Genomic DNA, 25,060 nt, shown 5'->3' with positions numbered 1-25,060 from the left:
AGTTCAGGCCGCGGGCACAGGTCACATCTTCGGTCTGAGCATCTTGCGGTAGTAGGTGGCCGACACCTCGTAGCCGAGGGCGCCGTAGAACTCGGCGGCCCGCCGGGTCGCCAACGCGACGTATCCGGCCTGCCGTGAGCGCGCCCACGTCTCGAACTCCTCCAGCAGCCGCCGCCCGATGCCGTGGCGGCGGTAGCCGCCCTCGATCATCGCCTCCTCGACCCACGCGACCCTGCCGTTGGCGAACAGCGTGAGGTGGGTGAAGCCCAGCAGGTAGCCGCGTACGATCCCGTCGACCGTGGCGACGAGGAGGAAGGCGTCCTCGTTCTCCAGGAGTTGCGGCAGCGCGGCGTCGAACGGCGCACGCTCGGGCCGGAACGTCACCGCGAACTCACGGGCGAGTGCGAAGATCTCGTCCGCGTCGGTCTTCTCGGCCCTTCTGAGCTGGAGATCACCAGACGTCATGAAAGGGACTCTAGGAGTGTCCGGGCACATACGTCCAATCCAAGCTCACCCCGCGAACCCGGCGGCAGGCGGGAGCCGGTTCTCAGCCGGCGGTGACGGCGAAGGACCGCCGGGCATGCCGCACGAACTCGCGTACGGCCGGGCCCTGCCCCCCGCGCCACACCAGCGCGAGCAGGGCGGGCGCCCCGGCGTCCTCGATGGTGAGCGCGGTGAGCCGGTCGCGGTGGGCCGCGGCCATCGACTCGCTGAGGACGGCCACGCCGAGCCCCCGGGCCGCGAGGCCGGCGACGGCGTCGGCCGCCCCGGCCTGCAGCGCGATCACCGGCTGTACGCCCCGGGCCGCGCAGGCCCGGTCGAACACCGTGCGCAGGCCGGTGCCGTACGGCATGCAGACGATCGGGTGCGAGCCGAGGTCGCCCAGGGTGACCCCGTCCCGGCCCGCGAGGGGGTGGTCCGCGGGGACGGCGGCGACGAGCCGCTCGCTGATGACCGTCAGCGTCTCCAGGCCGTCCGGGGCCTCGGCGAGCCCGGCGAGCGCCAGGTCGAGGGCTCCGGAGCGCACATCTTCGACGAGCCGGTCGGAGTTGTCCTCCAGCAGGGAGATCTCGACCCCCGGATGGGCCCGGTGGAAGGCGGCCAGGGCGTCGAACAGCGGCGTGACGGTGCAGCCGACGATCATTCCGACGGTGAGCCGGCCCCGGATGAGGCCGGCCACCTCGCCCACCGCCTGTCCCAGCGCCCCGGCCGCGGCGAGCGCGGCGCGGGCGTGGTCGAACGCGGCCTTGCCCGCGACGGTCAGCGTGACGCTCCGCGCGGACCGGTCGAACAGCTCGGCGCCGAGTTCGCGTTCGAGCTGCCGGATCTGGGCGCTGACACCCGACTGGCTGATGTGCACCCGCTCGGCGGCGCGGGTGAAGTTGCGCTCCTCGGCGACCGCGACGAAATACTCCAGCTGGCGCAGTTCCATAACTGCTGATTCTAGTTGCCATCCGATTCATCTGTTGGACTTCTGCCGGGCGCCTCGGCAGGCTGGAGGCCGTACGAGAGTTTCGGGAGGAACCCATGCCGGAGTACGAGAAGGCCATGCGGCCGGAGGACATCACCCGCCTGTTCGTCGAGCGGTCCAACGCCGGGGACGCGGCCGGAGTGGCGGCGCTGTACGAGGAGAACGCGGTGCTGGCCTACCCGCCGGGCGGCGTGACGGTCGGCCGGGAGGCGATCCGCGCCCTGTGGGAGAAGGTGCTGGCGAACCGTCCCCGTTTCGAGCCCGAGGAACCGCTGCCGACCCTGGTCAGCGGCGACATCGCGCTGACCTCGACCCCGCCGGGGGACGGCGCCGGCGCGCGGGCCCAGGTCGTACGGCGCCAGCCTGACGGGAGCTGGCTGCGGGTGCTCGACCAGCCGGAGTTCCAGCCGCCCGCCCGCTGATCCAGAAACCCGCCGGGCGTGTGCCACGAGGCGGGAACGCCAGGCGGGACGGTTCACGCGGGTGCTCGCGGGATGAGTTCAGGCGGAACCAGTTCAGGCGGGCAGGCCGAGTTCGCGGGCGATGAGCATGCGCTGCACCTCGCTGGTGCCCTCGCCGATCTCCAGGATCTTCGCGTCCCGGTAGAAGCGGCCGACGGGGAACTCGTTCATGAAGCCGTAGCCGCCGAAGACCTGCGTGGCGTCCCGGGCGTTGTCCATCGCGGCGTTGGACGAGACGAGCTTGGCGATGGCGGCCTCCTTCTTGAACGGCAGACCGGCCAGCATGCGCTCGGCGGCGTGGTAGTAGGCCAGGCGGGCCGTGTGCACCCTGGCCTCCATGTCGGCGATCTTGAACTGCATGGACTGATAGCGGCCGATCTCCTGGCCGAAGGCCCGGCGCTCACGCACGTACCGGAGGGACTCGTCCACGCAGCCCTGGGCGAGACCCACCGACAGCGCGGCGATGGCCACCCGGCCCTCGTCCAGCGTCTGGAGGAACTGTGCGTAGCCCCGGCCGCGCTCGCCCAGCAGGTTCTCCTCCGGCACCCGGCAGCCGGTGAACGACAGTTCCCGGGTGTCCGAGGCCGACCAGCCGACCTTGGAGTACTTCTCCGACACGGTGAGGCCGGGCGTGCCCGAGGGCACGAGGATCGTGGAGATCTCCGGCCTGCCGTCCTGCCTGCGGCCGGTGATCGCCGCCACGGCGACGACACCGGTGATGTCGGTGCCCGAGTTGGTGATGAACGCCTTCGAGCCGTTGATCACCCATTCGCCGCCGTCGAGGACGGCCGTGGTGCGCATGCCGCCCGGCACGTCGGACCCGCCGCCGGGCTCGGTCAGCCCGAACGCCCCGAGGATCTCCCCCGCCGCCATCTTCGGCAGCCACCGCTGCTTCTGGGCGTCCGTGCCGAACCGCAGGATGGGCATCTCGCCCAGCGAGACCGCCGCCTCCAGGGTGATCGCCACCGAGGAGTCGACCCTGGCCAGCTCCTCCAACGCCAGGCACAGGACGAAGTAGTCGCCGCCCATGCCGCCGTACTCCTCCGGGACGGGCAGGCCGAACAGGCCCATCGCGCCCATCTTGCGGACGATGTCGTAGGGGAACTCGCACCGCTCGTAGTAGTCCCCGATGACGGGGGCCACCACCTCACGGGCGAACTCCTCGACCGACTTGCGCAGTTCGACGTGCTCGTCATTGAGCATCTCAACTCTCCTCCGGTCGTTTCCCTTGGATCTTTCGCCTACTGCGGTCGCCCAGGCGGCGCCTCGCTTCGTTGTCGTCGTCGCCCATGGCTCCGCTATGGGCTCCTCCTCCGCCTTGCGATACATCCGCCCGGTCGATCCTCGCTACGGCGAGATCCGCGGGAAACTCCCTGCCCAGAGCCTGGACGACGCGGGAGGGGCTCGGCCGGCCCAGCATCTCGGCGAGCCAGAGGCTGGTGGCCGTCAGCGACCCGACGTCCACCCCGGTCTCGACACCGAGACCGTCGAGCATCCAGACCAGGTCCTCGGTCGCGAGGTTGCCGGTGGCGCTCTTGGCGTACGGGCAGCCGCCGATGCCGCCGGCGGAGGAGTCCACGACCGTGATCCCCCGCTTGATCGCGGTGAACGTGTTGGCGAGGGCCTGGCCGTAGGTGTCGTGGAAGTGGACGGCCAGCCGGTCGGGCCCGACCCCGGCCTCGGCGAAGGCGTCGAGCAGCGCCTCGACGTGCCGGGGTGTGCCGACGCCGATCGTGTCGCCGAGCGACAGCTCGTAGCAGCCCAGGTCGAGCAGCCTGCGCCCGACCCGGGCGACCTGCTCGGGCGCGACCGGTCCCTCCCAGGGGTCGGCGAAGCACATCGACACATACGCCCTGACCCGCATGCCGTGGGCGAGGGCCCGTTCCACCACGGGGGCGAACATCTCGAACTGCGACTCGACGGTCCGGTTCAGGTTGCGCCGGGCGAACGACTCGGTGGCGCTCCCGAAGATCGCGATGTCGGTCACCCCCTGCTCCAGCGCGCGGTCGAGACCCCGCTCGTTCGGAACGAGCACCGGGTAGCGGACTCCCGGCACCCGCGGCAGGCTCTCCAGCAGTTCCGCGGCGTCCGCGAGCTGGGGCACCCACGTGGGGTGGACGAAGCTCGTCGCCTCGATGGTCGTCAGCCCGGCCGCGGCGAGCCGGCCGATGAACTCGCGCTTGACCTCGACGGGCACGACGGCGGACTCGTTCTGCAGGCCGTCGCGCGGGCCGACCTCGTAGATCGTCACTCGCACGGCGTCACCCTCGCCACGACCGCGTCCAGCTCCACCGTCTGCCCCGGCCGGGCCCGCAGCTCGGCGAGCACGCCGTCGGCCGGCGCCGTCAGGGTGTGTTCCATCTTCATCGCCTCCACGACGACCAGCGGCTGTCCCGCGGTGACCCGGTCGCCCTCCGCCGCCTTCACGAGCAGCACCGTTCCCGGCATCGGGCTGCGCACGACCCCGTCGCCGGCGAGCGCCCCGCCCTGCCGGTCCGTCGGGTCGCCGGGATCGTGCCGGGTGACGGGCCATGCGCGGCCGCCCTCGCCGAGCCACACCGTGTCGCGGTTCCGGGCCACCGCGTACCTCCGGGTGACGCCGCCGAGGGTGACCGCCACCTCATCGGTGCCGGTCCACTCCAGCCGCGCCCGGCCGAGTGAACGCTCGTTAACTTCGATCTCCGCGTCGCCTGCGGCGCCCCGCACCCGTACGGGCACGCCGAGCCGATGCACGGTCCAGGCGGGCTCTCCGACGCGCCACCCGTCCGCCACGTCCCACGGGTCGTCCGTCGCCCGCCCCCGGCCGTGGGGCCCGGCGTGGAAGACGAGCGCGGCGGCGGCGAGAACCTCGTCCGGCACCTCGCCGGACACGAGGTCGCCGAGCCGCCGCTCGACCAGCCCGGTGTCCAGCCGCCCGGCCGCGACCTCGGGGTCGGCCAGCAGCGCGCGCAGGAACCCGATGTTCGTGGTGACCCCGAGGATCACGGTCGAGGCCAGCGCGCGGCCGAGGGCCGCGAGCGCGCCCGCCCGGTCGGGGGCCCAGGCGACCGCCTTGGCCAGCATGGGGTCGTAGTCGCTGCCCACGGCCGTCCCGCCGCTCAGCCCGGAATCAAACCGCACGCCCTCGCCCGCGGGCTCGCGCAGGGCCAGGATCCGGCCGCCGGTCGGCAGGAAGTCGCGGGCCGGGTCCTCGGCGTAGACGCGGGCCTCGACGGCGTGGCCGCGCAGGCGCACCTCGTCCTGCCCGAACGGCAGCAACTCCCCCGCGGCGATCCGCAGTTGCAGTTCGACCAGGTCGAGACCCGTGACCATCTCGGTGACCGGGTGCTCGACCTGCAGCCGCGTGTTCATCTCCATGAAGAAGAAGTCGCCGGGACGGGAGCCGGGGACGATGAACTCGACCGTCCCCGCGCCGACGTAGCCGACCGACCGGGCGGCCCGCACCGCCGCCGCCCCCATGCGGGCCCGCGTCTCGTCGTCGAGCAGCGGCGAGGGCGCCTCCTCGACGATCTTCTGGTGGCGCCGCTGCAGGCTGCACTCGCGCTCGCCGAGGTGCACGACGTTCCCGTGGCCGTCGGCCATGATCTGGATCTCGATGTGCCGCGGCCGGTCCACGAACCGCTCGATCAGCAGGGTGCCGTCCCCGAAGGCCGCCGTCGCCGTACGGCGGGCCGACTCGACGGCCGCGGCCAGGCCGTCGGCGGACTCGACCCGCAGCATGCCCTTGCCGCCCCCGCCCGCGGACGGCTTGATCAACACGGGGAAGCCGATGCGCCCGGCGACCTCGGCCAGGTCGTCGTGTGGTTCCGCGCCCCCGGGCACGACCGGCACACCCGCGCGGGCGACGGTCTCCTTGGCCCGGATCTTGTCGCCCATGGCCTCGATGGCCCCGGCCGGCGGGCCGACGAACACCAGGCTCTCGGCCGCGCAGCGCTGGGCGAACTCGGCGTTCTCGGCGAGGAAGCCGTACCCGGGGTGGACGGCCTCGGCGCCGCCCACCCGGGCGGCCTCGACGATCGCGTCGATGTCGAGGTAACCGCGCGGGAGCCGTACGGCGAGGTCGGCCTCGCGCACGTGGCGCGCGTCACGGTCGGCGTCGCTGTGGACGGCGACGGCCCGCACGCCCAGGGCGCGCAGCGTGCGGATGATCCGGACGGCGATCTCGCCCCGGTTGGCGATCAGGACACTGGAGAACATCACGACCGCACCCCGTGACGGGTCAGCCGCCCAAGGAGCGGACGAGGAGCCGGTGAACGCGTCATGTCGCTGCCTCACATCCGGAAGACGCCGTAGCCGACGGGTTCGAGGGGGGCGTTCGCGGCGGCGCCGAGCGCCAGGCCGAGGACGGTCCTGGTGTCCGCCGGGTCGATCACTCCGTCGTCCCACAGGCGCGCGGTCGAGTAGTAGGGGTTGCCCTGGTGCTCGTACTGGGCCCGGATCTCCTCGGCGTCGGCGTCGCCGACCATGGTGAGCACGGTGGCGGCCTGCTCGCCGCCCATGACCGAGATGCGGGCGTTCGGCCACATCCACAGGAAGCGAGGCGAGTAGGCGCGGCCCGCCATCGCGTAGTTGCCCGCGCCGAACGAACCGCCGATGATCACGGTGAACTTCGGCACCCGGGCGCAGGCGACCGCCGTCACCATCTTCGCGCCGTGCTTGGCGATGCCCCCGGCCTCGTACGCCTTGCCGACCATGAAGCCGCTGATGTTCTGCAGGAACACGAGCGGGATCGACCGTCGGTCGCACAGCTCGATGAAGTGCGCCCCCTTGAGCGCCGACTCGCCGAACAGGACACCGTTGTTGGCCACGATCCCCACGGGGTGCCCGTGGATCCGGGCGAACCCGGTGACCAGGGTGGGGCCGTACTCGGCCTTGAACTCCAGGAACCGGCTGCCGTCGACGATGCGGGCGATCACCTCGCGCACGTCGTACGGCCGGCGCGTGTCCTGGGGGACGATGCCGTACAGGTCGTGCGGGTCGTGGAGCGGCGGCTCCGCGGGGCCCACCTCCCACGGACGAGGACTTCTCGGGCCGAGCGACGCGACGATGTCCCGCACGATCTTCAGGGCGTGCGCGTCGTCCTCGGCGAGGTGGTCGGTGACGCCGCTGACGCGGGCGTGGACCTCGCCGCCGCCCAGTTCCTCCGCGGTGACGGTCTCGCCGGTGGCGGCCTTGACCAGCGGCGGCCCGCCCAGGAAGATCGTGCCCTGGTTGCGGACGATCACGGCCTCGTCGCTCATCGCCGGGACGTACGCGCCGCCCGCGGTGCAGGAGCCGAGCACGGCCGCGATCTGCGGGATGCCCCGCGCCGACATGGTGGCCTGGTTGTAGAAGATGCGGCCGAAGTGCTCGCGGTCGGGGAAGACCTCGTCCTGTTTCGGCAGGAAGGCGCCACCCGAGTCGACCAGGTACACGCACGGCAGGTTGTTGTGGAGGGCGACCTCCTGGGCGCGCAGGTGCTTCTTGACCGTGATCGGGTAGTACGTGCCGCCCTTGACGGTGGCGTCGTTGACCACGACCACGACCTCGCGTCCGCTCACCCGCCCCACGCCGGTGATGATCCCGGCGGCCGGGGCCTGGTCGTCGTACATGCCGGTGGCCGCGAGCGGGGACAGCTCCAGGAAGCGCCCGCCGGGGTCGAGGAGCGTGTCGACGCGGTCCCTGGGCAGCAGCTTGCCGCGCTGGACGTGCCTGGCCCGGGCCCGCTCGGACCCACCGCGCGCCGCCGCCGCGAGCCGGTCCCGCAGGTCCGCCACCAGGCGTTCGTTCGCCTCCGCGTTGCGCTTGTACGGCTCGCCACCCGGGTCGCACCGGCTCTCCAGCACCGGCCAGTCACTCGTGCTCATACTCGGATGTTAATCATCATTAACAAACTCCGTCTACCATGGTGCCGTGACGACCGAGAGGACCGTGAAGACCCCTACCCGCAATCGGCGGGCCGAGATCCTCGAAGCGGCCGCGGGCCTCTTCGCCGCGCGCGGCTTTCACGGCGTGTCCATCGAGGACATCGGCGCGGCCGTGGGCGTCTCGGGGCCGGCGCTGTACCGGCACTTCAGCGGCAAGGAGGCCCTGCTCACCGAGATGCTGCTGGACATCAGCGAACGGCTGCGCGAGCAGGGGGCACGGCTGGCCACCACCGCCGACCCCGACACCGCGGACGCGGCGCTCGACGCGCTGCTGTCCGGGCACATCGAGTTCGCGCTGACCCACCCCGCGCTCATCCGCGTCCACGAGCGCGAGCTCGACAACGTGCCGGAGCAGGCCCGCCGGGCCGTCCGGCGCCTGCAGCGGCTCTACGTCGAGGAGTGGGTGACGGTGCTGTCCGAACTGCACCCCGCGTGCCCGCCCGCGCGGCTGCGCGCCGCCACGCACGCCGTCTTCGGCCTGCTCAACTCCACCCCGCGCAGCGCAGGGGAGCTCACCCCCGAGGCGATGGCCGATCTGCTCGGCGCCATGGCCCGCGCCGCCCTCTCCCCCTTGGGGGTGATCTTGTAGTTTGTCGCAGAGAGGTGGTGCGACCCGCACTCCCCCCGTGCGTGATCTTGCAGTTTGTCGCACGCCGGCCCCTGACCTGCCGAGCCCCTTCCCGTGATCTTGCAGCCCTCGGCGCCCACCCCCACCTGCCAGCGCGTACGCCTTCCGTGATCTTGCAACTGCAAGATCACGGAGCAGGAAGGCCCAGCTCACAAGTCATAGGCCGGATTTTTTGCAAGATCATGAAACAGAGACAGGCAGGTCAGGAGCCGTACGTGCGGCAAACTACAAGATCACGCCCTGAGGAGTTTGCGGGCGGCGCGTTCGATGTCGGACTCCGACAGCAGGACGGTGTCGGCGGCCGGGCCGAGCGGCACGAAGCTGTCCTGTGAGGTCACCCGAGCGATCGGGCCGCGGAAGCCGTTGTCGACGAGCGCCGCGATCACGCTCTCGGAGACGCCGCCGCTGTGGCGGGTCTCGTCGGCGATCAGCACGCGCCCGGTCAGTTCGGCCGCGCGCATGAGGTCGTCGACCGGCAGCGGCGACAGCCACCGCAGATCGAGCACCCGGCAGCCCATGTCCTCCGCCGTGAGCTTGACCGCCGCCCGCAGGCTCATCCGCAGGCCGTTGCCGTACGTGACGATGGTCAGGTCGCGGCCGTCGCCGTAGGCGCGGGCGCGGCCGACCGGAACGTGCGTCTCGGCCCAGCGCGCCGGTGGCACGTACGGCGCGAGCCAGCCGCCGTCGTCCTCCTCGTAGAGATCGCGTGTGTGGTACAGCGCGATGGGTTCGAGGAACACGCAGACGCTGCCGTCCGCCCGGGCGGCGGCCAGGCAGGTGCGCAGCATCGCGGCGGCGTCGTCGGGCCGCGCCGGAGACGCGACGATCACGCCGGGAATATCGCGCAATGCGGCAATTGAGTTGTCATTATGAAAATGTCCCCCAAAGCCCTTTTGGTAGGCATATGAGGCGACTCGTACAACCAGGGGATTGCGATACGCGCCCTGGGAGAAGAACTGCATGGTCGACGCCTCGCCGCGAATCTGGTCGAGCGCGTTGTGCAGGTAGGCCAGGTACTGGATCTCCGGCACCGGCAGCAGCCCCGACACCCCCGCCCCGAGTGCGAGCCCGAGGATCGCCTGCTCGTCCAGGAGCATGTCGAAGACCCGCTCGGCCCCGAACCTGCGCAGCAGCCCGCGCGTCACGCCGTACACCCCGCCCTTGCGGGCCACGTCCTCCCCGAACACCAGGACCCCGGGGTCCAGCGCCATCGCGTCGGCCAGCGCGCGGTTGACCGCCTGGGCGACCGTCAGCCTGCCCTCCTGCTCCGGGAGGGTGGCGAAGGCGCGCTCGCGCGCCTCGACGGGCGCGGACCGCAGGGCCTCGGCGGCCACCGCCTCGGGACGGCGCGGCGCGAGCGGGGCCATCACCTCCGCCGCCGTCGTGAGCCGGGGTCGCCGCTCACACTCCGACGCCAGCTTCAGCACGTGGTCGCGCTCGGCCTCGTAGCGTGCGAGCAGCTCGTCGGGCGCGGCCAGGCCCGCCTCCACGAGCAGCCGTGCCGTACGGACGAGGGGGTCGCGGTCCAGGTCGGCGGCGATCTCCCGGCGGGTGCGGTAGCCGATCTCCACGTCGGACCCCGCGTGGCCCATCAGGCGGACGGTGCGCAGGTGCAGGAACGCCGGGGCGCGGTTGACGCGCACGTGCTCGACGGCGCGCAGCGCCGCGTCGTAGGTCTCGGCCAGGTCGCAGCCGTCGGCCTGGAAGTACTCCAGCAGGGGGTGCCTGGCCTGCGCGACCCACTCCGGCGGCGTCTTCACGCTGATGCCGAGGCCGTTGTCCTCGCACACGAAGAGCACCGGGATCTGCAGCCCGCGGAAGCGGCCGTACGCGGCGGTGTTCAGCCCGGTCAGCGCGGAGGCGTGGTTCATCGACGCGTCGCCGAAGCTGCAGACGGCGACGGCGTCCCCCGGCCAGGGCGAGGGCAGCCCGAGCATGCGTGCCCGCTCGATCGCGAAGCCGACGCCGACCGCGCGCGGCAGGTGACTGGCGATCGTGGAGGTCTGCGGGACGACGGCGAGGCCGGGGTGGCCGAAGACCTTGTGCCGGCCGCCCGCGATCGGCTCCTCGGCCGACGCCGCGATCCCCAGCAGCACGTCGCGCAGCCCCTCCTCGGCCAGCCGCCCGGCCTGAGCCGAACGGGTCAGGTAGAAGGCGCCGGACCGGTAGTGCAGGAGCGCGGGGTCGTCCACGCGGAGCGCGGCCGCCACGGCGGCGTTGCCCTCGTGCCCCGACGACCCGATCGTGTAGAAGCCCTCGTCGCGCTCGCGCATGAGGCGGGCGGCGACGTCGAGGAGCCGGCTGCCGAGCTGCACGGCGAACAGCTCTCGGCACCGCGCCCCTGTCAGGCCCGTGCCCGGCCGCACCGGCAGGCCCGGATCCCGGGGGGGTCCGGGGGTCAGCGCCCCGACGGCATCGGCGAAATGGGTCTCCACAGCGTCCCGCACCACACGGCCGATTATGTCGCACGATGCACGCTCCGTCCCGCACAGCGACAACTCCGTACGGCAGCGCTTATGGATCACACGCTTTGACACGAATCGATGACGATAAGTCAGAGCGTTAAACCGTCACGGGCATTCGCCCGTCTACTCGTTATGAATGACGTGGCACCCTCATGCCGCGTTCAACCACCGGGAAGGATGGTTACCGGAATGTTGAAACGCATTCACGCCGTGATCGCGGCAGTGGCTCTGGGAGGGGCGGCCCTCGTCGCGCTCCCGGCCACCGCCGGCGCGACGACGACGGCAGGTCCCAGCGACCTGACCGTCTCCCCCAGTCCCGTCGTCGTCTCCGCCGGCGCGGGCACGACGGCGACCTTCACCTACAAGGCGTCCGAGAAGGGCGCGGCAAGGCTCGTCGACCGCGACGGCCGCACCGTCACCCTGCACCCCGGCCCCGCGGGCTACGGCGCCTACACGGCCAAGCACGACTTCACCTTCAGCAACGAGCCGGGCACCTGGAAGCTCCAGGTGTGGGCCGGCGGCCGCACCGCGAGCAAGGAGTTCCAGGTCCACTGGACCACCGATCTCGACTTCGACGCGGCGCCGGACGTCGTCGACCGGGGCGACCGGATCAGGCTCACCGGCGCGCTGACCTACCGGGACGGCGGCGGCCGGCAGGTGTACGACGGGCAGCGGGTGTACATCGCCTTCAAGCCGGTCGGCGGCTCCTACAGCCGGGTCGGCTCGGTGACGACCGACCGGCACGGCCGCTTCTCGGTCGACCGCAACGCGGACAGGAGCGGCTGGTGGCGCGCCGAGTTCGAAGGCGCCTCCGACGCCGAGCCCGCGACGAGCGACAGCGACCGGGTCGACGTCAGGGCCCAGGCCAGCCGCACCCGGATCACCGGATTCGACGCCTCCCCCGAGCCCGTCGACGCCGGTAAGACCCTGCACCTGCGCGGCCGGCTGGAGATCTCCGGCTTCGCCGGCTGGAGCGGCTACCCGGGCCGGCAGGTGAAGATCCTGTTCAAGCCGGCCGGCGGTTACCACTGGCAGTACGTCACCTCCGACCGGACCGACTCCTACGGCCGCTTCTCGGTGGACGTCACGGCCAGGACCTCCGGCTCGTGGCGGGCCGAGTTCGAGGGCGCCGGCGGAGCGGGCTACTCGGCGAGCGCGACCGACGACGTGACGGTCCGCGTGCCCCGGCCGACGCCTCCGGCCAAGGCCCACACCCGGGTCGTCCAGTTCAACGCCGCGCCGGAGCCGGTCAGGTATCACCGGTACCTCACCTTCCGGGGCGCGCTCCAGGCCTGGGACCACGGCTGGGAGGGCTACGGCCACCAGAGGGTGACCGTGTGGTTCAAGAAGGCCGGCGGCTCCTGGCACTACGTCAAGACGCTGTGGACGAACAGCACCGGCAAGTTCTGGGGCAAGACCACGGCCTCGGCGTCCGGCTACTGGAAGGTCGTCTTCGCCGGGAACGGCGAGACCGATCGCTCCACCAGCCGGATCGACTGGGTGCGCGTGAAGCGCTAGAAGATCATTGAGCCCGCCCGGGGCGTGCCCACGCCCCGGGCCGGTTCACGTCCTTGATCGTCTGTCGGCCGGGGCGGTTAAAGTTTCGCCGATCACCGTGAACACTGCGAGCACTGCATCGGGGGCGACGGTTGGACGCGCTGATATTGATCGCCTTCGCAGTGACGGCCGTCGTGATGGTCGCGGCCTTCGCCCTGGCCGCCCGGCGGCTTCTCGGCCTGCGCTTCGGGACGGTCCGCACACTGCTCGGCGCCGCCCTCGCCGTCCTCCTGGTCGGCCCGGTCTCGCAGGCCCTGGTCGGCCCGGTGGTGGGGAACCAGGCCGGAATCACCCCGCTGTGGTTCATCATTCTCGCGTTCGCCTGCTCATTGCTGGCCTCGATGGTGTTCCTGGCGATCGCCGAGGCCCTGGTGCCGACGGGATCGATCCCGAGCCCCTTGGAGGCGGTGGCGGGCATCCGGCGGCGAGCAGGACGATCACGGCGCTATCTGCGCATCACCCGCATCCTCATCCGCCACGGCCTCGGCCCGTATCTGCGCGGCCGCGACCCCGACCTGGGCGCCCCCTCCAGCCGCTTACGGCTGGCCCGCTCGCTGCGCGAGCGCTCGACGAGGGCGGGGTCACGTTCGTGAAGCTGGGGCAGATCCTGTCCACCCGCGGCGACCTGCTGCCGCCCGAGTTCATCGGGGAACTGCGCCTGCTGCAGGACCGGGTCGAGCCCGCACCCTGGGAGGAGATCGAGCGCGTCGTCACCGGAGAACTAAGCGGGCCGGTGGAGGAGGTCTTCGCCTCGTTCGAGCGGAAGCCGCTGGCGGCGGCGTCTCCGCCGTCGCCGCGACGTCGAAGGACGCGGCCGTACGGTCCCCAGTGCCCCATCCGCGGCTGGGCGGCCGCCGCCTCCTCGTGATGGAGCGGCTGGACGGTGTTCCGCTCGCCACCGGCCAGGCCGGCCTCGGCCCCGCCGAGCGCGAGGAGGCCGCCAGGGCCGTGCTGCAGGCGCTGCTGGAGCAGATCCTGCTGAACGGGGTGTTCCACGCCGACCCTCATCCGGGGAACATCATGCTGCTGTCCGGCGGGGGCGTCGCCCTGCTGGACTACGGGTCCGTCGGGCGTCTCGACGGCGCTCTGCGGGCCGCGCTCCAGCGCCTGCTCGCCGCGCTGGACCTGGCCGACCCCGCGGGCGTCGGCGACGCCCTGCTGGAGCTGGTGCCCCGGCCGGACGAGATCGACGAGCGTGAGCTGGAGCGCGAGATCGGCCGCTTCATGGCCCGCCACCTGGTGCCCGGCATCGTCCCGGACTCCCGGATGTTCGCCGACCTGTTCCGCCTGGTCTTCGCCCACAAGCTGTCGGTGCCGCCGGAGGTGGCGGCGGTGTTCCGGGCGCTCGGGACGATCGAGGGTACGCTCACCGGCCTCGCGCCCGGATTCGACATCGTGAAGGAGGCGCGGGAGTTCGCCGGCCGCCGCCTGTCCCCGCCCGGCGGCCGGGAGGAGATCCGCACCGCGGTGGCCCAGGAGGCGGTGCGCCTGCTGCCCCTGCTGCGGCGGCTGCCCCGCAGCGTGGACCGCATCGTCGGAGCGGCGGAGAGCGGCAGGTTCAGCGTCAACGTGCGGCTGTTCGCCGACGCCCGGGACCGGCGGCACATGACCGGCCTGCTGCACCAGGCACTCCTGACGGTGCTGGCGGCCACCGCGGGGATCATGGCCGTGCTGCTGCTCGACTCGGAGCGCGGGCCGCGGGTGACCCCCACCGTCACTCTCTATCAGCTCATCGGCTACAACCTGCTGGTGGTGAGCGCCGTCCTCGCGCTGCGTCTGCTCGTGGCGATCTTCCGTGAGCGCCGGGAGGAGTGAACCGCGCTCTTCGTGAATCCGCGGCGCCGGGGGGCTCAGAGCCAGTCACGGCGCTTGAAGACCAGGTAGAGCGTGAGACAGACGACGCCCATGAGCATGATCGCCACGGGATATCCGAGCACCCAGTGCAGCTCGGGCATGTGGTCGAAGTTCATCCCGTAGATCGTGCCGACCAGCGTCGGGGCGAACAGGATGGCCGCCCACGCCGAGATCTTCTTGACCTCGTTGCCCTGGGCGATGCTCGCCGCCGTGAGCTTCGTCATCTCCTCGTTCTGCTGCTGGCTGACGAGTGTGGAGTTGACGACGAGGATGTCCTGGAGCATCTGCCGGAAGCCGGCCACCCGCTCGGTGACCGTGATGGCGTGGTCGGACACGTCACGCAGGTAGCGCTGCAGCTCCTCGTTCACGCCGTATTTGGGAGAGCCCGCGATGAAGCCGTCGAGCATCGGGACCAGCGGGCTGGTCGCCCGCTGGAACTCGATGACCTCCCGCGACAGGCTGTAGATGCGCCGGGGCGCGGCCGGGTCGCCGCCGAAGACCTGCACCTCGATCTCGTCGATGTCGTTCTGCAGCCCGGCGACCACCGGCGCGTAGCCGTCCACGACCGCGTCGAGGATCGCGTACAGCACGGCCTGCGGCCCCTGGCGGAGCAGGTCGGGATCCGACTCCATGCGCCGGCGCACCTTGGACAGGTCGGGCGCCTCGCTGTGCCGCACGGTCAGCACGAAGTCGGGGCCGACGAAGACGTGCAGCTCGCCGAAGGCGACCTTCTCGGGCTTGTCGAGGTACTGCGCCGCCCGCAGCACCACGAAGAGCGTGTCGCCGTACCGATCGGCCTTGGGCCGCTGGTGGGCGACGATGGCGTCCTCGATGGCGAGCTCGTGCAGGCCGAACTCCTCCGCCGCCTTGATCAGCTCGGTCTCCTCCGGCCGGTAGAGGCCGATCCACGCCATCGCCCTCGGCCGCGAGCGCAGCGAGGCGATCGCGTCGCCCAGCGACAGCGGCGAGTCCACGCGCTCGCCGTCGACGTACACCGCGTTGTCGATCACGCTCTGCTTGAACGTCTCCCCCTCGTTCGCACGGGGGTCCATGGAGTGCTCGGGAGCATGCTCCGGTTTCGCCCTCATCAGCCCACTCAATCCGCGCAGTCCACGCATACGCCGCTCAGCCACACGTAGAAGGTAACCACCATCGTCACCCTTACTCGGGCGTGGACCGTACGGATCGGGGACGGAAGTACGGAAGCACGGGGAGCAGGGGGAGCACAGGAACGCAGAGAGCACGGGCCGGTGCGCCGGGCCGTACGATTCCGGGGGTGAACCCCCTGAAGCCCCTGTGGAACCATCTGAGCGCCATCCAGATCGCGCCCCCGCTCTGGCTTGTCGTCATATCCGGGTTCGCCGCTCTCGGCGTCGTCGCCTACCCGGCGTCGTGGCACATCTCCCGGGGCCTGATCACGATCGCGCACGAGGGGGGTCACGCGCTGGTCGCGGTGCTGACCCGGCGCAAGCTGCGGGGCATCCGCCTGCACTCGGACACCTCGGGCGTGACGCTGACCAAGGGCAGGCCGACGGGCCCCGGCATGATCGCCACGGCCGCGGCGGGGTACGTCGCGCCCTCCCTGATCGGGCTTGGATCGGCCTGGCTGGTCTCCGGCGGGCGGATCACGATGCTGCTGTGGGCCGTGCTCGCGCTGCTGACGTGCATGCTGCTGATGATCAGGAACTTCTTCGGCGCCGTGTCGGTGCTCGCCGTGGGCGGCGCGGTCTTCGCGCTGTCGTGGTTCGCCCCACCCCACGTCCAGTCGGCCTGCGCGTACGCCGCCGCGTGGTTCCTGCTGCTCGGCGGTGTGCGGCCGATCCTGGAGCTGCAGACCAAGCGCCGCCTCGGCCGCGCCCCGGACTCCGACGCCGACCAGCTCGCCCGGCTGACCCGCGTGCCCGGCACGTTCTGGGTGCTGCTGTTCCTGCTCGTCTCCGCCGCCGCGCTCGTCTACGGCGGCTATCTCCTCACCGCCCGCTGGCTGCCTCTTGTGAGCCGTTGACCTTGACGCGACGTCAACGTCTCTAATGAGGGCATGCAGATCGGAGAACTCGCCGCGCTGGCCGGGGTGTCCACCCGTACCGTGCGGCACTACCACCACCAGGGCGTGCTGCCCGAGCCGCCGAGGCGGGTCAACGGCTACCGCGAGTACGGCCTGCGCGACGCGCTCCGCCTCGCCCGGGCCCGCAGGATGACCGAGCTGGGCCTGTCGCTGGACGAGGTGCGCGACGTGCTGGCCGGCGACTCCGCCCGGGAGCTGCGGGAGATCCTGCTGGAGCTGGACGCCGACCTCGCCCGGCAGGAGGCGGCGATCCGGGTCAGGCGCGAGCGGCTCGCCGTGCTGCTGAGCGAGGAGTCGCCGTCGCCGGACGGAGCCGTCTCACCGCAGATGGCCGAGTTCCTGCGGTGCCTGGAGCCCGTGCGCGACTCGCCGTTCGCGGCGGCCGACGCCGAGCTGCTCGCCCTCCTCGACACCGCGGCGGAGCCGGAGGACCGGGACCGCCTGCTGGAACTGATGCGGCCCATGACCACGCCGGAGGCGCTGGCCCGGGCCGAGGCGTTGTATCGGAGGCTGGCGGAGCTGGACCGCGCCGACCCCGCCGATCCCCGCGTCGGCGCCCTCGCCGCCGACTTCGCCGCCCACCTGCCCCCCGAGCTCGCCGCCGCACTGGCCCGCGCGATGCCCGGCGCCGACGACCCGTTCGCCCAGGCGTTCCTCGCCGATCTGTCCCCCGCGCAGGCCGAGGTCGTACGGCAGGCCACGGCGCTGCTGACGGACGGACAGTCGTCGTGAGGCACGCCGTGGGGTACAGCCGGGAGCAGACGCCGACAATGGCGGCGATGCTGTTCGTGCTGGTCCTGGAGACCGTGGCCATGGACCTGCTGCTGCGCCGGTTCGGGCTGCCGGACGTGCCGCGCCTGGTGATCCTGGCACTCGACGCGTCGTCGGTCCTCGGCGTTCTCGGCATCATGGTGAGCTGCGCCCGCCGGCCGCACACGGTGACGCCGGACGGGCTGCGCCTGCGGTACGGCCGGCTGTTCGGTCTGGACATCCCGGCGGAGCTCGTCGCGTCGGCGCGGATCGACCGCCGCTACGACGAGAAGAGACTCGTGCGCCTGTCGGACGGCGAGCTCGCCCTCGCGGTCTCGTCCCAGACGAACATCGTGGTCGAGTTACGCGAACCGATCGAGGTGCCCCGCCCGCGCCGCCCTTGGACGACGGCCGTAGGTTCGGCGGCGGCCGTTCGGCGGGTGCGGTTCTTCGCCGACGACCCGGCGGCGGCGGTGCGGGCCGTCGCCGCGCTCACCACGACGACCACGGGCGAGCGCGCTCCCTGACCGCCTCCCCGACCGCCTCGGTGACCTGCTCGGTGAGACTGGACGTGGCAGGCGTCCCGGTCTGTGCCCTCAAGACCCCGCTCATGGCCCCGCGAGTGAAAGGCCCAACGATCGTGATCGTGCCGAGCAACCCCGAGTCCGTCTTCACGTACGGCGCGCCCGCCCTGAAGTTCGGCCCCGGCGCGTCCGCCGAGATCGGCTTCGACCTCGGGCAGTACGGCGTGCGCCGCGTGCTGGTGGTGACCGACGCCGGAGTGGCGGCCACCGGCGCCCCGGCGCGGATCGCCGAGCAGATCGCCGGGTTCGGCATGCACGCGGAGGTGTACGACGGCGTGCACGTCGAGCCCACCGACGAGAGCCTGCTCGCGGCGATCGGGCACGCCCGCGCGAGCGGCCCGTGGGACGCCTTCGTCGCCGTCGGCGGCGGGTCGAGCATCGACACGGCCAAGGCCGTCAACCTGCTGACGACGAATCCGGGCGAGCTGATGGACTACGTCAACGCGCCGATCGGCGCCGGGCGTGCCCCTTCCCGGCCGCTCAAGCCGCTGGTCGCGGTGCCCACGACCACGGGCACCGGCTCGGAGAGCACCACGATCTGCGTGCTCGACGTGCTCGGCCTGAAGGTCAAGACGGGGATCAGCCACGCCCGCCTCCGTCCCGTGCTGGCCGTCGTGGACCCGGACCTCACGATGACGCAACCACCCGAGGTGACCGCCGCGGCGGGGATGGACGTCCTCTGTCACGCCCTGGAGAGCTACACCGCCCGGCCGTACACCTCCTACGAGCGCAGGCGGCCGGAGGAGCGCGTGCCCTACTGCGGGTCGAACCCGGTGGCGGACATGTGGTCGGAGCAGGCGATCCGGCTGCTCGCGGGCTCGTTCCGCACCGCCGTACGGCACGGCGACGACGCGGAGGCGAGGGGCGCGATGGCGCTGGCGGCGACGTTCGCGGGGCTCGGGTTCGGCAACGCGGGCGTGCACATCCCGCACGCCAACGCCTATCCGATCGCGGGCCGGGTGAAGGACTTCCACCCGAGCGGCTATCCCGGCGGCGAGCCGATGGTGCCGCACGGCATGGCCGTGGCGCTGACCGCTCCGGAGGCGTTCCGGTTCACCTTCGAGGCGGACCCGGCGCGGCACCTGCGCGCGGCCGCGTTGCTCGATCCCGCGGCGGCTGTGCCGGACGAGCCGGCGGAGTTCCTGCCCGGCGTGCTGACCGCGCTGATGCGCGACATCGGCATCCCGAACGGCACCGGCGGCGTGGGATACGCGCAGGCCGACGTGCCGGCGCTGGTGGAGGGGGCGATGAAGCAGCAGCGGCTGCTCACCACCTCCCCCAGACCCGTCCGGGAGGAGGACCTCGCCGGCATCCTGACCCGTTCGCTGTCCCTCTGGTGAGCGGCGCGCGTGTCCGTCCGGCCGATGGGGCGACGCGAGAATCCTTCACGGTTGACCCCTCTGACCTGCGCATAGACCATGAGGGCCCATAGGACGACACATGGCGGTGTCTTATGACCGACCAGCCCCTTACGTCCCTTCCGAGCCGGGTCCGGTTTCCCGGTGGCCGCATGATCAAGGGCCAATCGCTGTCGGGTGCGCCCGTCGAGCTGACGGTGTCGGAGATCATCGTCGTGGACAAGCCGAAACCGGGCTGCGTACGAGTGGTCAAGCAGGACTGGGCCGCGGCGGGAACCACGGTCCAGCTCGCCGACGAGGACCTCGTCGCGCTGCTCAAGGAGGGCATCCCCGAGCCCATGGTCGCCGAGACCGAGACCATGGCCAGCGGCTTCCTGCCGCTGGCGAACGCGCCCTTCTCCGGAACACCACTCCCCTCCGACGTCAACCAGGGGCTGATCGGCGACTGCCGGGTCATCTCCGCCCTGCAGGCGATCGCCGTCGCCCAGCCGGCCCTGCTGACCTCGGCGCTCTCCGGCGGCCCCGACACGTACGGGGTCGCGCTGAAGCGCGCTCCCGCTCCCGACAAGGCGCCGGCGTCGAGCCAGAGACCGGAGGTGTTCCGGGTCTCCGGCGCCCTGCCGGTGAACCGGTTGTCGAAGGAATCCGAGCTGCTGTACTGCCTGCGGGGCAACGACACGAAGGACACCTCGTTCCCCGTCTGGCCCGCGATCTTCGAGAAGGCCTTCGCCGTCATGTGGGGCGGTTACGGGAAGCTCGCCGGAGCCCTGGAGGAGCCGGTGATGCTGGCCCTGGGCCTTACCGCGCCCCTGTCCAGCAAGATCCAGCTGCTGAACAACGCGAAACCGGATCCTGCGGCGTGGCGGGAGAAGATGATGCGTTTCCATGCCGAGAACATGCCGATGACGACCACGATCCAGGACAAGAGGCACAACTACGCCATCATCCGCGTCAGCGAGGACGGCGTCGTCGTCAGCGATCCCAACACCCGCCGCACCGGTGACTTCCTCGCCCGATGGGCCACGCCCCGCCACGTCTCGACCGCCCCCGGCTTCGTCGCCGACAGCGAGGTCTGGCCCCTGTTCTTCCCCTGGGACACGTTCTTCGGCAAGTTCATGTGGGTGTACGCCTACAGCCTCCCCACCTGACGTACGTTCCGCCCTCCCACGTCCCGGGACGTCCTCCGCCGTCCCGGGGCGTCCTCCGCCCTCCCGAGCACCGTCGCGCGGGAGATGACGAGCGCGGCCGGGCGCCGTCCGAACGGCGGGGCTCCGGCGGGCCCCGGCGGCGGCGGCTCCGGCGGCTGAGCTCAGCGGTGCGACAGGGTGGAACCGGAACGGCCCTTCACCACCCGAAGCTGGGCGGGGATGCGCACCCGAAGCTCGGCGACGTGGCTGACCACGCCGACGGCCCGGCCGCCCTCGCGCAGGCCGTCGAGGATGTCGAGCACGTCGTCGAGCGTCTCGTCGTCGAGGGTGCCGAAGCCCTCGTCCACGAAGAGGCTGCCGATCTCCGCACCGCCCGCCTCGGCGGTCACCACGTCGGCCAGGCCCAGCGCCAGGGCGAGCGAGGTGATGAAGCTCTCCCCGCCGGAGAGCGTGGCGGGGTCGCGTTCGACGCCGGTCCAGGCGTCGAGCACCCGCAGCCCCAGCCCGCCGCCCGACCGGCCCCGGTCGCCCGCGGACCGGTTCAGGTCGTGCCGCAGCAGGTAGCGCCCGCTCGACATGCGGTCGAGGCGCTCGTTCGCCGCGTCGACGACCTGGCGGAGGCGCTCGCCCAGCACGTACGCCGACAGCCTCATGTGCCACCGGTTGTCGCCGGACGTGCCGGTCGCCAGCTCGGCGAGCCGGCGCGCCAGGCGGTGCCGTTCCTCCGCGGGCCGGTAGGCGCGCAGCGCGGCGTCCAGTTCGCCGGCCAGCCCGGTGAGCTGGTCGAGCCTGCCCTTCGCCCGGTCGCGCGCCGAGGTGCGGGCGGTGTGGTCCCGCTCGACCCGCTCGTGGCCGGTTTCCAGCTCCGGCAGGTCCGCGGCGGGCTCGGCCGCCGCGGCGACCAGTTCGGGATCGGCGATCAGCCCCTCGACCGTGGCCCGCTCGGCGTCCAGGTGTCCCAGTCGCTCGGACATCGCCTCCCGGTCCTCTGGTGTGCGCACGGCGGCCGCCGCGTGCTCCACGCTCGCGAACCCCTCCCCGCCGGCGGCCCTGGCCGCCTCGGCCAGCGCCGTCTCGCTCTCCCGGTCGGCGGCGGCGGCCGAGGTCGCCGCCTCGGCCGCCTCCCTGAGCAGGTCCGCCTCCTCGCCCAGCCGGTCGAGGCGGGCGGCGAGCGAGGGGTCCTCGCCACGGGCCGCGTCGATCACCTCGGCCAGCCTGCGCTGGTCGGCCTCCAGCGCGTCCCTGTGCGCGCGCGCCTCGGCCAGGGCCGCACCGGTGCGCGCGGCGCGCGCACCCAGATCCTCCAGCTCGGCGGCGAGCCGGGCGGCGCGGGCGGTCAGTTCCTCCTCGGCCGCGGCCAGGGACCGGGCGTGTTCCAGGTCGGCCTCCGCCGTCGCGAGGTCGCCCTCCAGACCGGCGGCGAGCCGCCTCCCCTCCGCGAGCAGGGCCTCCCGCCTGGTCCTGGTCTCGGTCAGCAGCCCGGTCAGCTCCGCGGCCCGCTCGCGGGCCGACTCCAGCTCCACCGCGAGCCGCCCGGCCTCCGCCTCTCCCGCCGCGACCGCCGTCTCGGCCGCGCGCAGCCGCGCCAGCTCCTCGCGCGCGTCGGCGAGGGCGGCGGACGCGTCCTCCTGGGACAGGCCGGCGGCGCGCGCCGCCGCGTCGCCGAGCCGCGACGAGAGGGCGGCGACGCTCGCCTCCGCCTCCTCGCGGGCCCGCTGCGCGGCCTCGAACGCCTCCTGCGCCGCCAGTTCGTCGTCCGCGGTCGCGGCCCGTCCGGCGGGCGCGGCAGGACGGGGGTGTTCGGTGGCGCCGCAGACGGCGCAGGGCGCCCCGGCCACGAGACCGGCCGCCAGTTCGGCGGCCATCCCGTCGATCCTCGCCTGGCGGACCTCCTGAAGCCGGTCGCGATGCTCCTGTGCCAGGTCGACGGCGGCGCGCCGGTCGTGCTCGGCCTGCTCCAGATCGGCCGTGAAGGTGTCGCGCGACCGCGCGGCATCCAGCCGCTCCTGCGCCATATGAGCCGCGGCCTCCAGCGCGGGGACGCGCGCGGCCATGTCGCGTAAGCCCCTGAGCCGCTCCTCGGCGCCGGCCAGCAACTCCGGCAGTTCGGCCCGCGCGGCCAGCGCCCGCGCCTCGTCCTCGGCGAGCCGTGCCAGTTCGGCGTCCAGCAGCTCGGCCTGCCCGGTGACCTCCCACAGCCGGAGCGCGGCGTCCCTGGCGGCCGTCAGGCCCGGCAGGCTCGCCGCCGCCGTACGCGACCGGGCGAGCCGTTCCTCGGCGTCGAGCCGCTCGGCGGGCAGGGCCGCCAGCCGCCGCGTCAGCTCCGCCTCCTCCTCGGTCAGCTCCGCCAGCCCGCGTTCGGCGTCCGCGTGCTCGGTTCGCACCTGCCGCAGGCGGGCCTCCTCCGGGAGGATCTGGCGCACCCGGGCGACCTCGTCGCGCCGCTCCCGTTCCAGCACGGCCAGCCGCTCCGGGTCCGGCCGCTCCGTGTCGATCCGCTCTGTGTTTATCCGCCCGTCTACCCGCCCCAGGTCGATCCGCTCTGTGTCGATCTGCTCCGGGTCCGGCCGCTCTGTATCCGGCCGCTCCACGCCCGAGTCTCCGTGGCGCCCCAGCCCGCGGCCGGGAAGTGCGCGGAGCACGGCGTCGGCGGCCACCCGCCGCGCCTTGGCGGCGGCCTCCGCCCGCTGGGCGGCCTGCCGGATCAGCGGCGCCACCCGATCGGCCCGGGCGGCCTCGTCGAGCATCGCCTCCAGGTCCGACCGCTCGTCCGCCGCCGCGTCGAGCTCCTGCCGCCGGGCGAGGGCGGCGGCGTGCCTGCGCTGCCGGTCGGCCAGCGCCCGGCCCTCCTCCAGACGGGCGCGGGCCGCCAGCAGCGCCTCCTGGCTCGCCCCACGGGCCGCGACCGCGTCGGCGAGGGCGCCGCGGGCGAGGCCGAGCACCTCCCCCGCCCAGGCGGCGGGGTCGTCGGCGTCCCCGGGCAGCGACAGGTCGTCGCCCGCCGCGCCGCGCATGCGGTCGAGCACCGACTCGACCCGCTGGCCCCGCTCCTGCGCCTCCCGCCACGTGCGTGTGCGATGGTCGGCCAGCCACCGCTCCACGTCGCCGAACACCCGCACGGAGAACAGCCGCTCCAGCAGCTCCCGCCGTTCCTCGCCGCCGGCCCGCAGGAACTTCGCGAACTCGCCCTGCGGCAGCATCGCGACCTGGCAGAACTGGGCCGCGGTCATGCCCGTCAGCGTGTTCACGAAGTCGCCGGCCTCGTCGCTGCGGGTGCTGCGCACGATCCACTGCCCGCCCGGCTCGCTCAGCTCCTCGATCCGGGCCTTGGCCTTCTCCTCGACCAGGCCGGAGCCCCGCAGCTTCGGCCGCATCCAGGAGGGCGACCGGGTGATGCGCAGGCGCCTGCCCCGGATCGTCAGCTCCAGCGTGACCGACGGCCCGCGATCGGGCGGCGCGTGGTCGCAGCGCAGGCTCCTGGCGCTCTCCCGCTGGCCGGGCACCCTGCCGTACAGGGCGTAGCAGACGGCGTCGAGCACCGTCGTCTTGCCGGCGCCGGTCGGCCCGTGGATCAGGAACAGGCCCGCCTCGCCGAGCGCGTCGAAGTCGACCTCCTCCGTCCCGGGGAACGACCCGAACGCGACCAGGCGCAGCCGATGCAGCCTCACCGGCCCTCCTCACTCGTCCGCCGGCCGGGCGGGCGGCTCACGCGTTCTCCTTGATACGGCATGCCTCGACCGCCTCCTGCAGCAGACGCCGTTCGTCGTCGTCCGCGGGCTCACCACGCACCTCGCGGACGAAGTCGAGCGCCACCTCGATCTCGGCCCGGCCGTCGGTCCTCGCCCGGCCCGCCGGTCCGTCCACCACGCCGTCCGGCTGGAAGGCGAGCGCCAGCGTGTGCGGGAAGCGCCGGCGCAGGCGCTCCATCGCCTCGCGCGGCCGCACCGGGTCGGTCAGCGTCACCTGCAGCCAGTGGTCCTCATACCGCTCGAAACGGCCGTCGGTCAGCAGGTCGTCGATGCGGCCCCGCACCGTGCTCACCGGCCGGGGCACGGGGGCGGGGACGAACTCCGTCCGGCCGGTGTCGAGGTCGGCCAGCCAGGAGCCCTTGGTGTGGCCGGCCTCGGAGAAGGAGTAGGCGATGGGCGAGCCGCTGTAGCGGACCTTCTCGCTCATCACCTGACGGCCGTGCAGGTGCCCCAGCGCCACGTAGTCGACCCCGGAGAACGCGCTCAACGGCACGTGCGACACCCCGCCGACGCTGATGTCCCGCTCGCTGTCGCTGGCCTCTCCCCCGGTGACGAACGCGTGGGCGAGCACGACCCTGCGCGCCGCCGGATGCGCACGCACACGGTCCATCGCGTACGTGACGGCGGCGGTGTGGCTGCGCTCGGCCAGCTCCCACGGCCCCCTGACCAGCTCGGGCTCAAGGTAGGGGATGCCGAAGAACGCCACGTCGCCGATCATGATCGGCTCCCAGGCCCTGCCGGGGTCGGTGCGCAGGTGCACCCGCTCCATGAGGTCGGCGCCGAAGCCCAGCCGTACGGCGGAGTCGTGGTTGCCGCTGATCAGCACGGCGTGCACGCCGAGGGCCTTGAGCCTGGCCAGCGCCTCGTTGCACAGCGCGACCGCGTCGACCGGCGGCAGGGCACGGTCGTAGACGTCGCCGGAGACCACCACGACGTCCACGCGCTCGGCCCGCACGGTCTCGACCAGGTGGTCGACGAACGCGGCCTGGGCGCCGAGCAGGCTCTCGCGGTGGAACGACCGGCCGAGATGCCAGTCGGAGCTGTGCAGGACACGCATGTCGCAG

Annotated in this window: 21 protein-coding genes; 11 read left to right on the top strand and 10 right to left on the bottom strand. The window is 72.7% G+C overall.

The genetic code is table 11. The annotated features are described in order from the left end of the window. Positions 1-21: 21 nt before the first annotated feature. Together FLX07_RS10875 and FLX07_RS10870 are read right to left on the bottom strand one after the other, a co-directional pair. Positions 22-465 (bottom strand): GNAT family N-acetyltransferase, encoded by a 444-nt coding sequence (locus tag FLX07_RS10875; RefSeq protein WP_142570238.1) that lies wholly within the window; start codon positions 463-465, stop codon positions 22-24. 82 nt (positions 466-547) lie between these two features. After that, on the bottom strand, positions 548-1,432 hold the full coding sequence (locus tag FLX07_RS10870) for a LysR family transcriptional regulator (RefSeq protein ID WP_142570236.1): 885 nt from the start codon (positions 1,430-1,432) through the stop codon (positions 548-550). Positions 1,433-1,527: 95 nt separating this feature from the next. Here FLX07_RS10870 and FLX07_RS10865 point away from each other — a divergent pair, with 95 nt between their 5' ends. Next, positions 1,528-1,893 carry a YybH family protein gene (locus FLX07_RS10865; RefSeq protein ID WP_142570234.1) on the top strand — a complete coding sequence of 122 codons (366 nt, stop codon included), beginning with the start codon at positions 1,528-1,530 and terminating at the stop codon, positions 1,891-1,893. A gap of 93 nt (positions 1,894-1,986) precedes the next feature. Here the strand turns inward: FLX07_RS10865 and FLX07_RS10860 are convergent, their stop codons facing one another. The 4 genes from FLX07_RS10860 to FLX07_RS10845 form a co-directional block, all read right to left on the bottom strand. Further along, entirely contained in the window at positions 1,987-3,135 is a 1,149-nt protein-coding gene (locus FLX07_RS10860; RefSeq protein ID WP_142570232.1) for an acyl-CoA dehydrogenase family protein, read from the bottom strand. A gap of 1 nt (position 3,136) precedes the next feature. Then, a complete protein-coding gene (locus FLX07_RS10855) occupies positions 3,137-4,189 on the bottom strand; it encodes a hydroxymethylglutaryl-CoA lyase (RefSeq protein ID WP_142570231.1) in 1,053 nt (350 codons plus the stop codon). Then, positions 4,180-6,129 carry an acetyl/propionyl/methylcrotonyl-CoA carboxylase subunit alpha gene (locus tag FLX07_RS10850; RefSeq protein ID WP_142570229.1) on the bottom strand — a complete coding sequence of 650 codons (1,950 nt, stop codon included), beginning with the start codon at positions 6,127-6,129 and terminating at the stop codon, positions 4,180-4,182. Before FLX07_RS10850 ends, FLX07_RS10855 begins: the two co-directional genes overlap by 10 nt. Before the next feature lie 74 nt (positions 6,130-6,203). After that, complete coding sequence (locus tag FLX07_RS10845) at positions 6,204-7,778, bottom strand: carboxyl transferase domain-containing protein (RefSeq protein WP_142570227.1); 1,575 nt, start codon at positions 7,776-7,778, stop codon at positions 6,204-6,206. A 46-nt stretch (positions 7,779-7,824) separates the two neighbouring features. On the opposite strand from FLX07_RS10845, the gene FLX07_RS10840 reads away from it, so the two are divergent. Then, a complete protein-coding gene (locus tag FLX07_RS10840) occupies positions 7,825-8,427 on the top strand; it encodes an SACE_7040 family transcriptional regulator (RefSeq protein ID WP_229689672.1) in 603 nt (200 codons plus the stop codon). 272 nt (positions 8,428-8,699) lie between these two features. Here FLX07_RS10840 and FLX07_RS10835 read toward each other — a convergent pair whose 3' ends face one another. After that, positions 8,700-10,916: a thiamine pyrophosphate-dependent enzyme gene (locus FLX07_RS10835; protein ID WP_142570225.1), complete on the bottom strand. Its 2,217-nt coding sequence runs from the start codon at positions 10,914-10,916 to the stop codon at positions 8,700-8,702. 204 nt (positions 10,917-11,120) lie between these two features. Between FLX07_RS10835 and FLX07_RS10830 the strand changes: the two genes are divergently transcribed. The 4 genes from FLX07_RS10830 (at position 11,121) to FLX07_RS10815 (ending at position 14,303) form a co-directional block, all read left to right on the top strand. Then, positions 11,121-12,449 carry a hypothetical protein gene (locus FLX07_RS10830; RefSeq protein WP_142570223.1) on the top strand — a complete coding sequence of 443 codons (1,329 nt, stop codon included), beginning with the start codon at positions 11,121-11,123 and terminating at the stop codon, positions 12,447-12,449. 161 nt (positions 12,450-12,610) lie between these two features. Further along, positions 12,611-13,081 (top strand): hypothetical protein, encoded by a 471-nt coding sequence (locus tag FLX07_RS10825; RefSeq protein ID WP_142570221.1) that lies wholly within the window; start codon positions 12,611-12,613, stop codon positions 13,079-13,081. Beyond that, positions 13,078-13,356: an AarF/UbiB family protein gene (locus FLX07_RS10820; protein WP_142570219.1), complete on the top strand. Its 279-nt coding sequence runs from the start codon at positions 13,078-13,080 to the stop codon at positions 13,354-13,356. Before FLX07_RS10825 ends, FLX07_RS10820 begins: the two co-directional genes overlap by 4 nt. Next, positions 13,317-14,303, top strand: a complete 987-nt coding sequence (locus tag FLX07_RS10815) for an AarF/UbiB family protein (RefSeq protein WP_229689671.1) — start codon at positions 13,317-13,319, stop codon at positions 14,301-14,303. The genes FLX07_RS10820 and FLX07_RS10815 overlap by 40 nt, the downstream gene beginning before the upstream one ends. Before the next feature lie 35 nt (positions 14,304-14,338). Here the strand turns inward: FLX07_RS10815 and FLX07_RS10810 are convergent, their stop codons facing one another. Beyond that, positions 14,339-15,430 (bottom strand): magnesium and cobalt transport protein CorA, encoded by a 1,092-nt coding sequence (locus FLX07_RS10810; RefSeq protein WP_223853263.1) that lies wholly within the window; start codon positions 15,428-15,430, stop codon positions 14,339-14,341. Positions 15,431-15,618: 188 nt separating this feature from the next. Here FLX07_RS10810 and FLX07_RS10805 point away from each other — a divergent pair, with 188 nt between their 5' ends. From FLX07_RS10805 to FLX07_RS10785, 5 genes are all read left to right on the top strand, one after another. Then, positions 15,619-16,347 (top strand): M50 family metallopeptidase, encoded by a 729-nt coding sequence (locus FLX07_RS10805; RefSeq protein WP_373292523.1) that lies wholly within the window; start codon positions 15,619-15,621, stop codon positions 16,345-16,347. Positions 16,348-16,380: 33 nt separating this feature from the next. After that, a complete protein-coding gene (locus FLX07_RS10800; protein ID WP_142570215.1) occupies positions 16,381-17,139 on the top strand; it encodes a MerR family transcriptional regulator in 759 nt (252 codons plus the stop codon). Further along, positions 17,136-17,684 (top strand): hypothetical protein, encoded by a 549-nt coding sequence (locus FLX07_RS10795; RefSeq protein ID WP_142570213.1) that lies wholly within the window; start codon positions 17,136-17,138, stop codon positions 17,682-17,684. Before FLX07_RS10800 ends, FLX07_RS10795 begins: the two co-directional genes overlap by 4 nt. A gap of 95 nt (positions 17,685-17,779) precedes the next feature. After that, the gene (locus FLX07_RS10790; protein ID WP_229689670.1) at positions 17,780-19,081 is read left to right on the top strand and encodes a hydroxyacid-oxoacid transhydrogenase; all 1,302 of its coding nucleotides are present in this window, start codon (positions 17,780-17,782) and stop codon (positions 19,079-19,081) included. A 170-nt stretch (positions 19,082-19,251) separates the two neighbouring features. Continuing rightward, positions 19,252-20,247 carry a calpain family cysteine peptidase gene (locus FLX07_RS10785; protein WP_142570211.1) on the top strand — a complete coding sequence of 332 codons (996 nt, stop codon included), beginning with the start codon at positions 19,252-19,254 and terminating at the stop codon, positions 20,245-20,247. 161 nt (positions 20,248-20,408) lie between these two features. On the opposite strand, the gene FLX07_RS10780 is transcribed toward FLX07_RS10785, so the two are convergent. Together FLX07_RS10780 and FLX07_RS10775 are read right to left on the bottom strand one after the other, a co-directional pair. After that, a complete protein-coding gene (locus FLX07_RS10780; protein WP_142570209.1) occupies positions 20,409-23,915 on the bottom strand; it encodes an AAA family ATPase in 3,507 nt (1,168 codons plus the stop codon). 37 nt (positions 23,916-23,952) lie between these two features. Further along, positions 23,953-25,053 carry an exonuclease SbcCD subunit D gene (locus tag FLX07_RS10775; protein ID WP_142570207.1) on the bottom strand — a complete coding sequence of 367 codons (1,101 nt, stop codon included), beginning with the start codon at positions 25,051-25,053 and terminating at the stop codon, positions 23,953-23,955. Positions 25,054-25,060: the final 7 nt, after the last annotated feature.

It is taken from the genome of Microbispora bryophytorum (assembly GCF_006874465.1).
GTDB lineage: Bacteria > Actinomycetota > Actinomycetes > Streptosporangiales > Streptosporangiaceae > Microbispora > Microbispora bryophytorum.
This window is presented reverse-complemented; position numbering and strand designations above follow the sequence as displayed.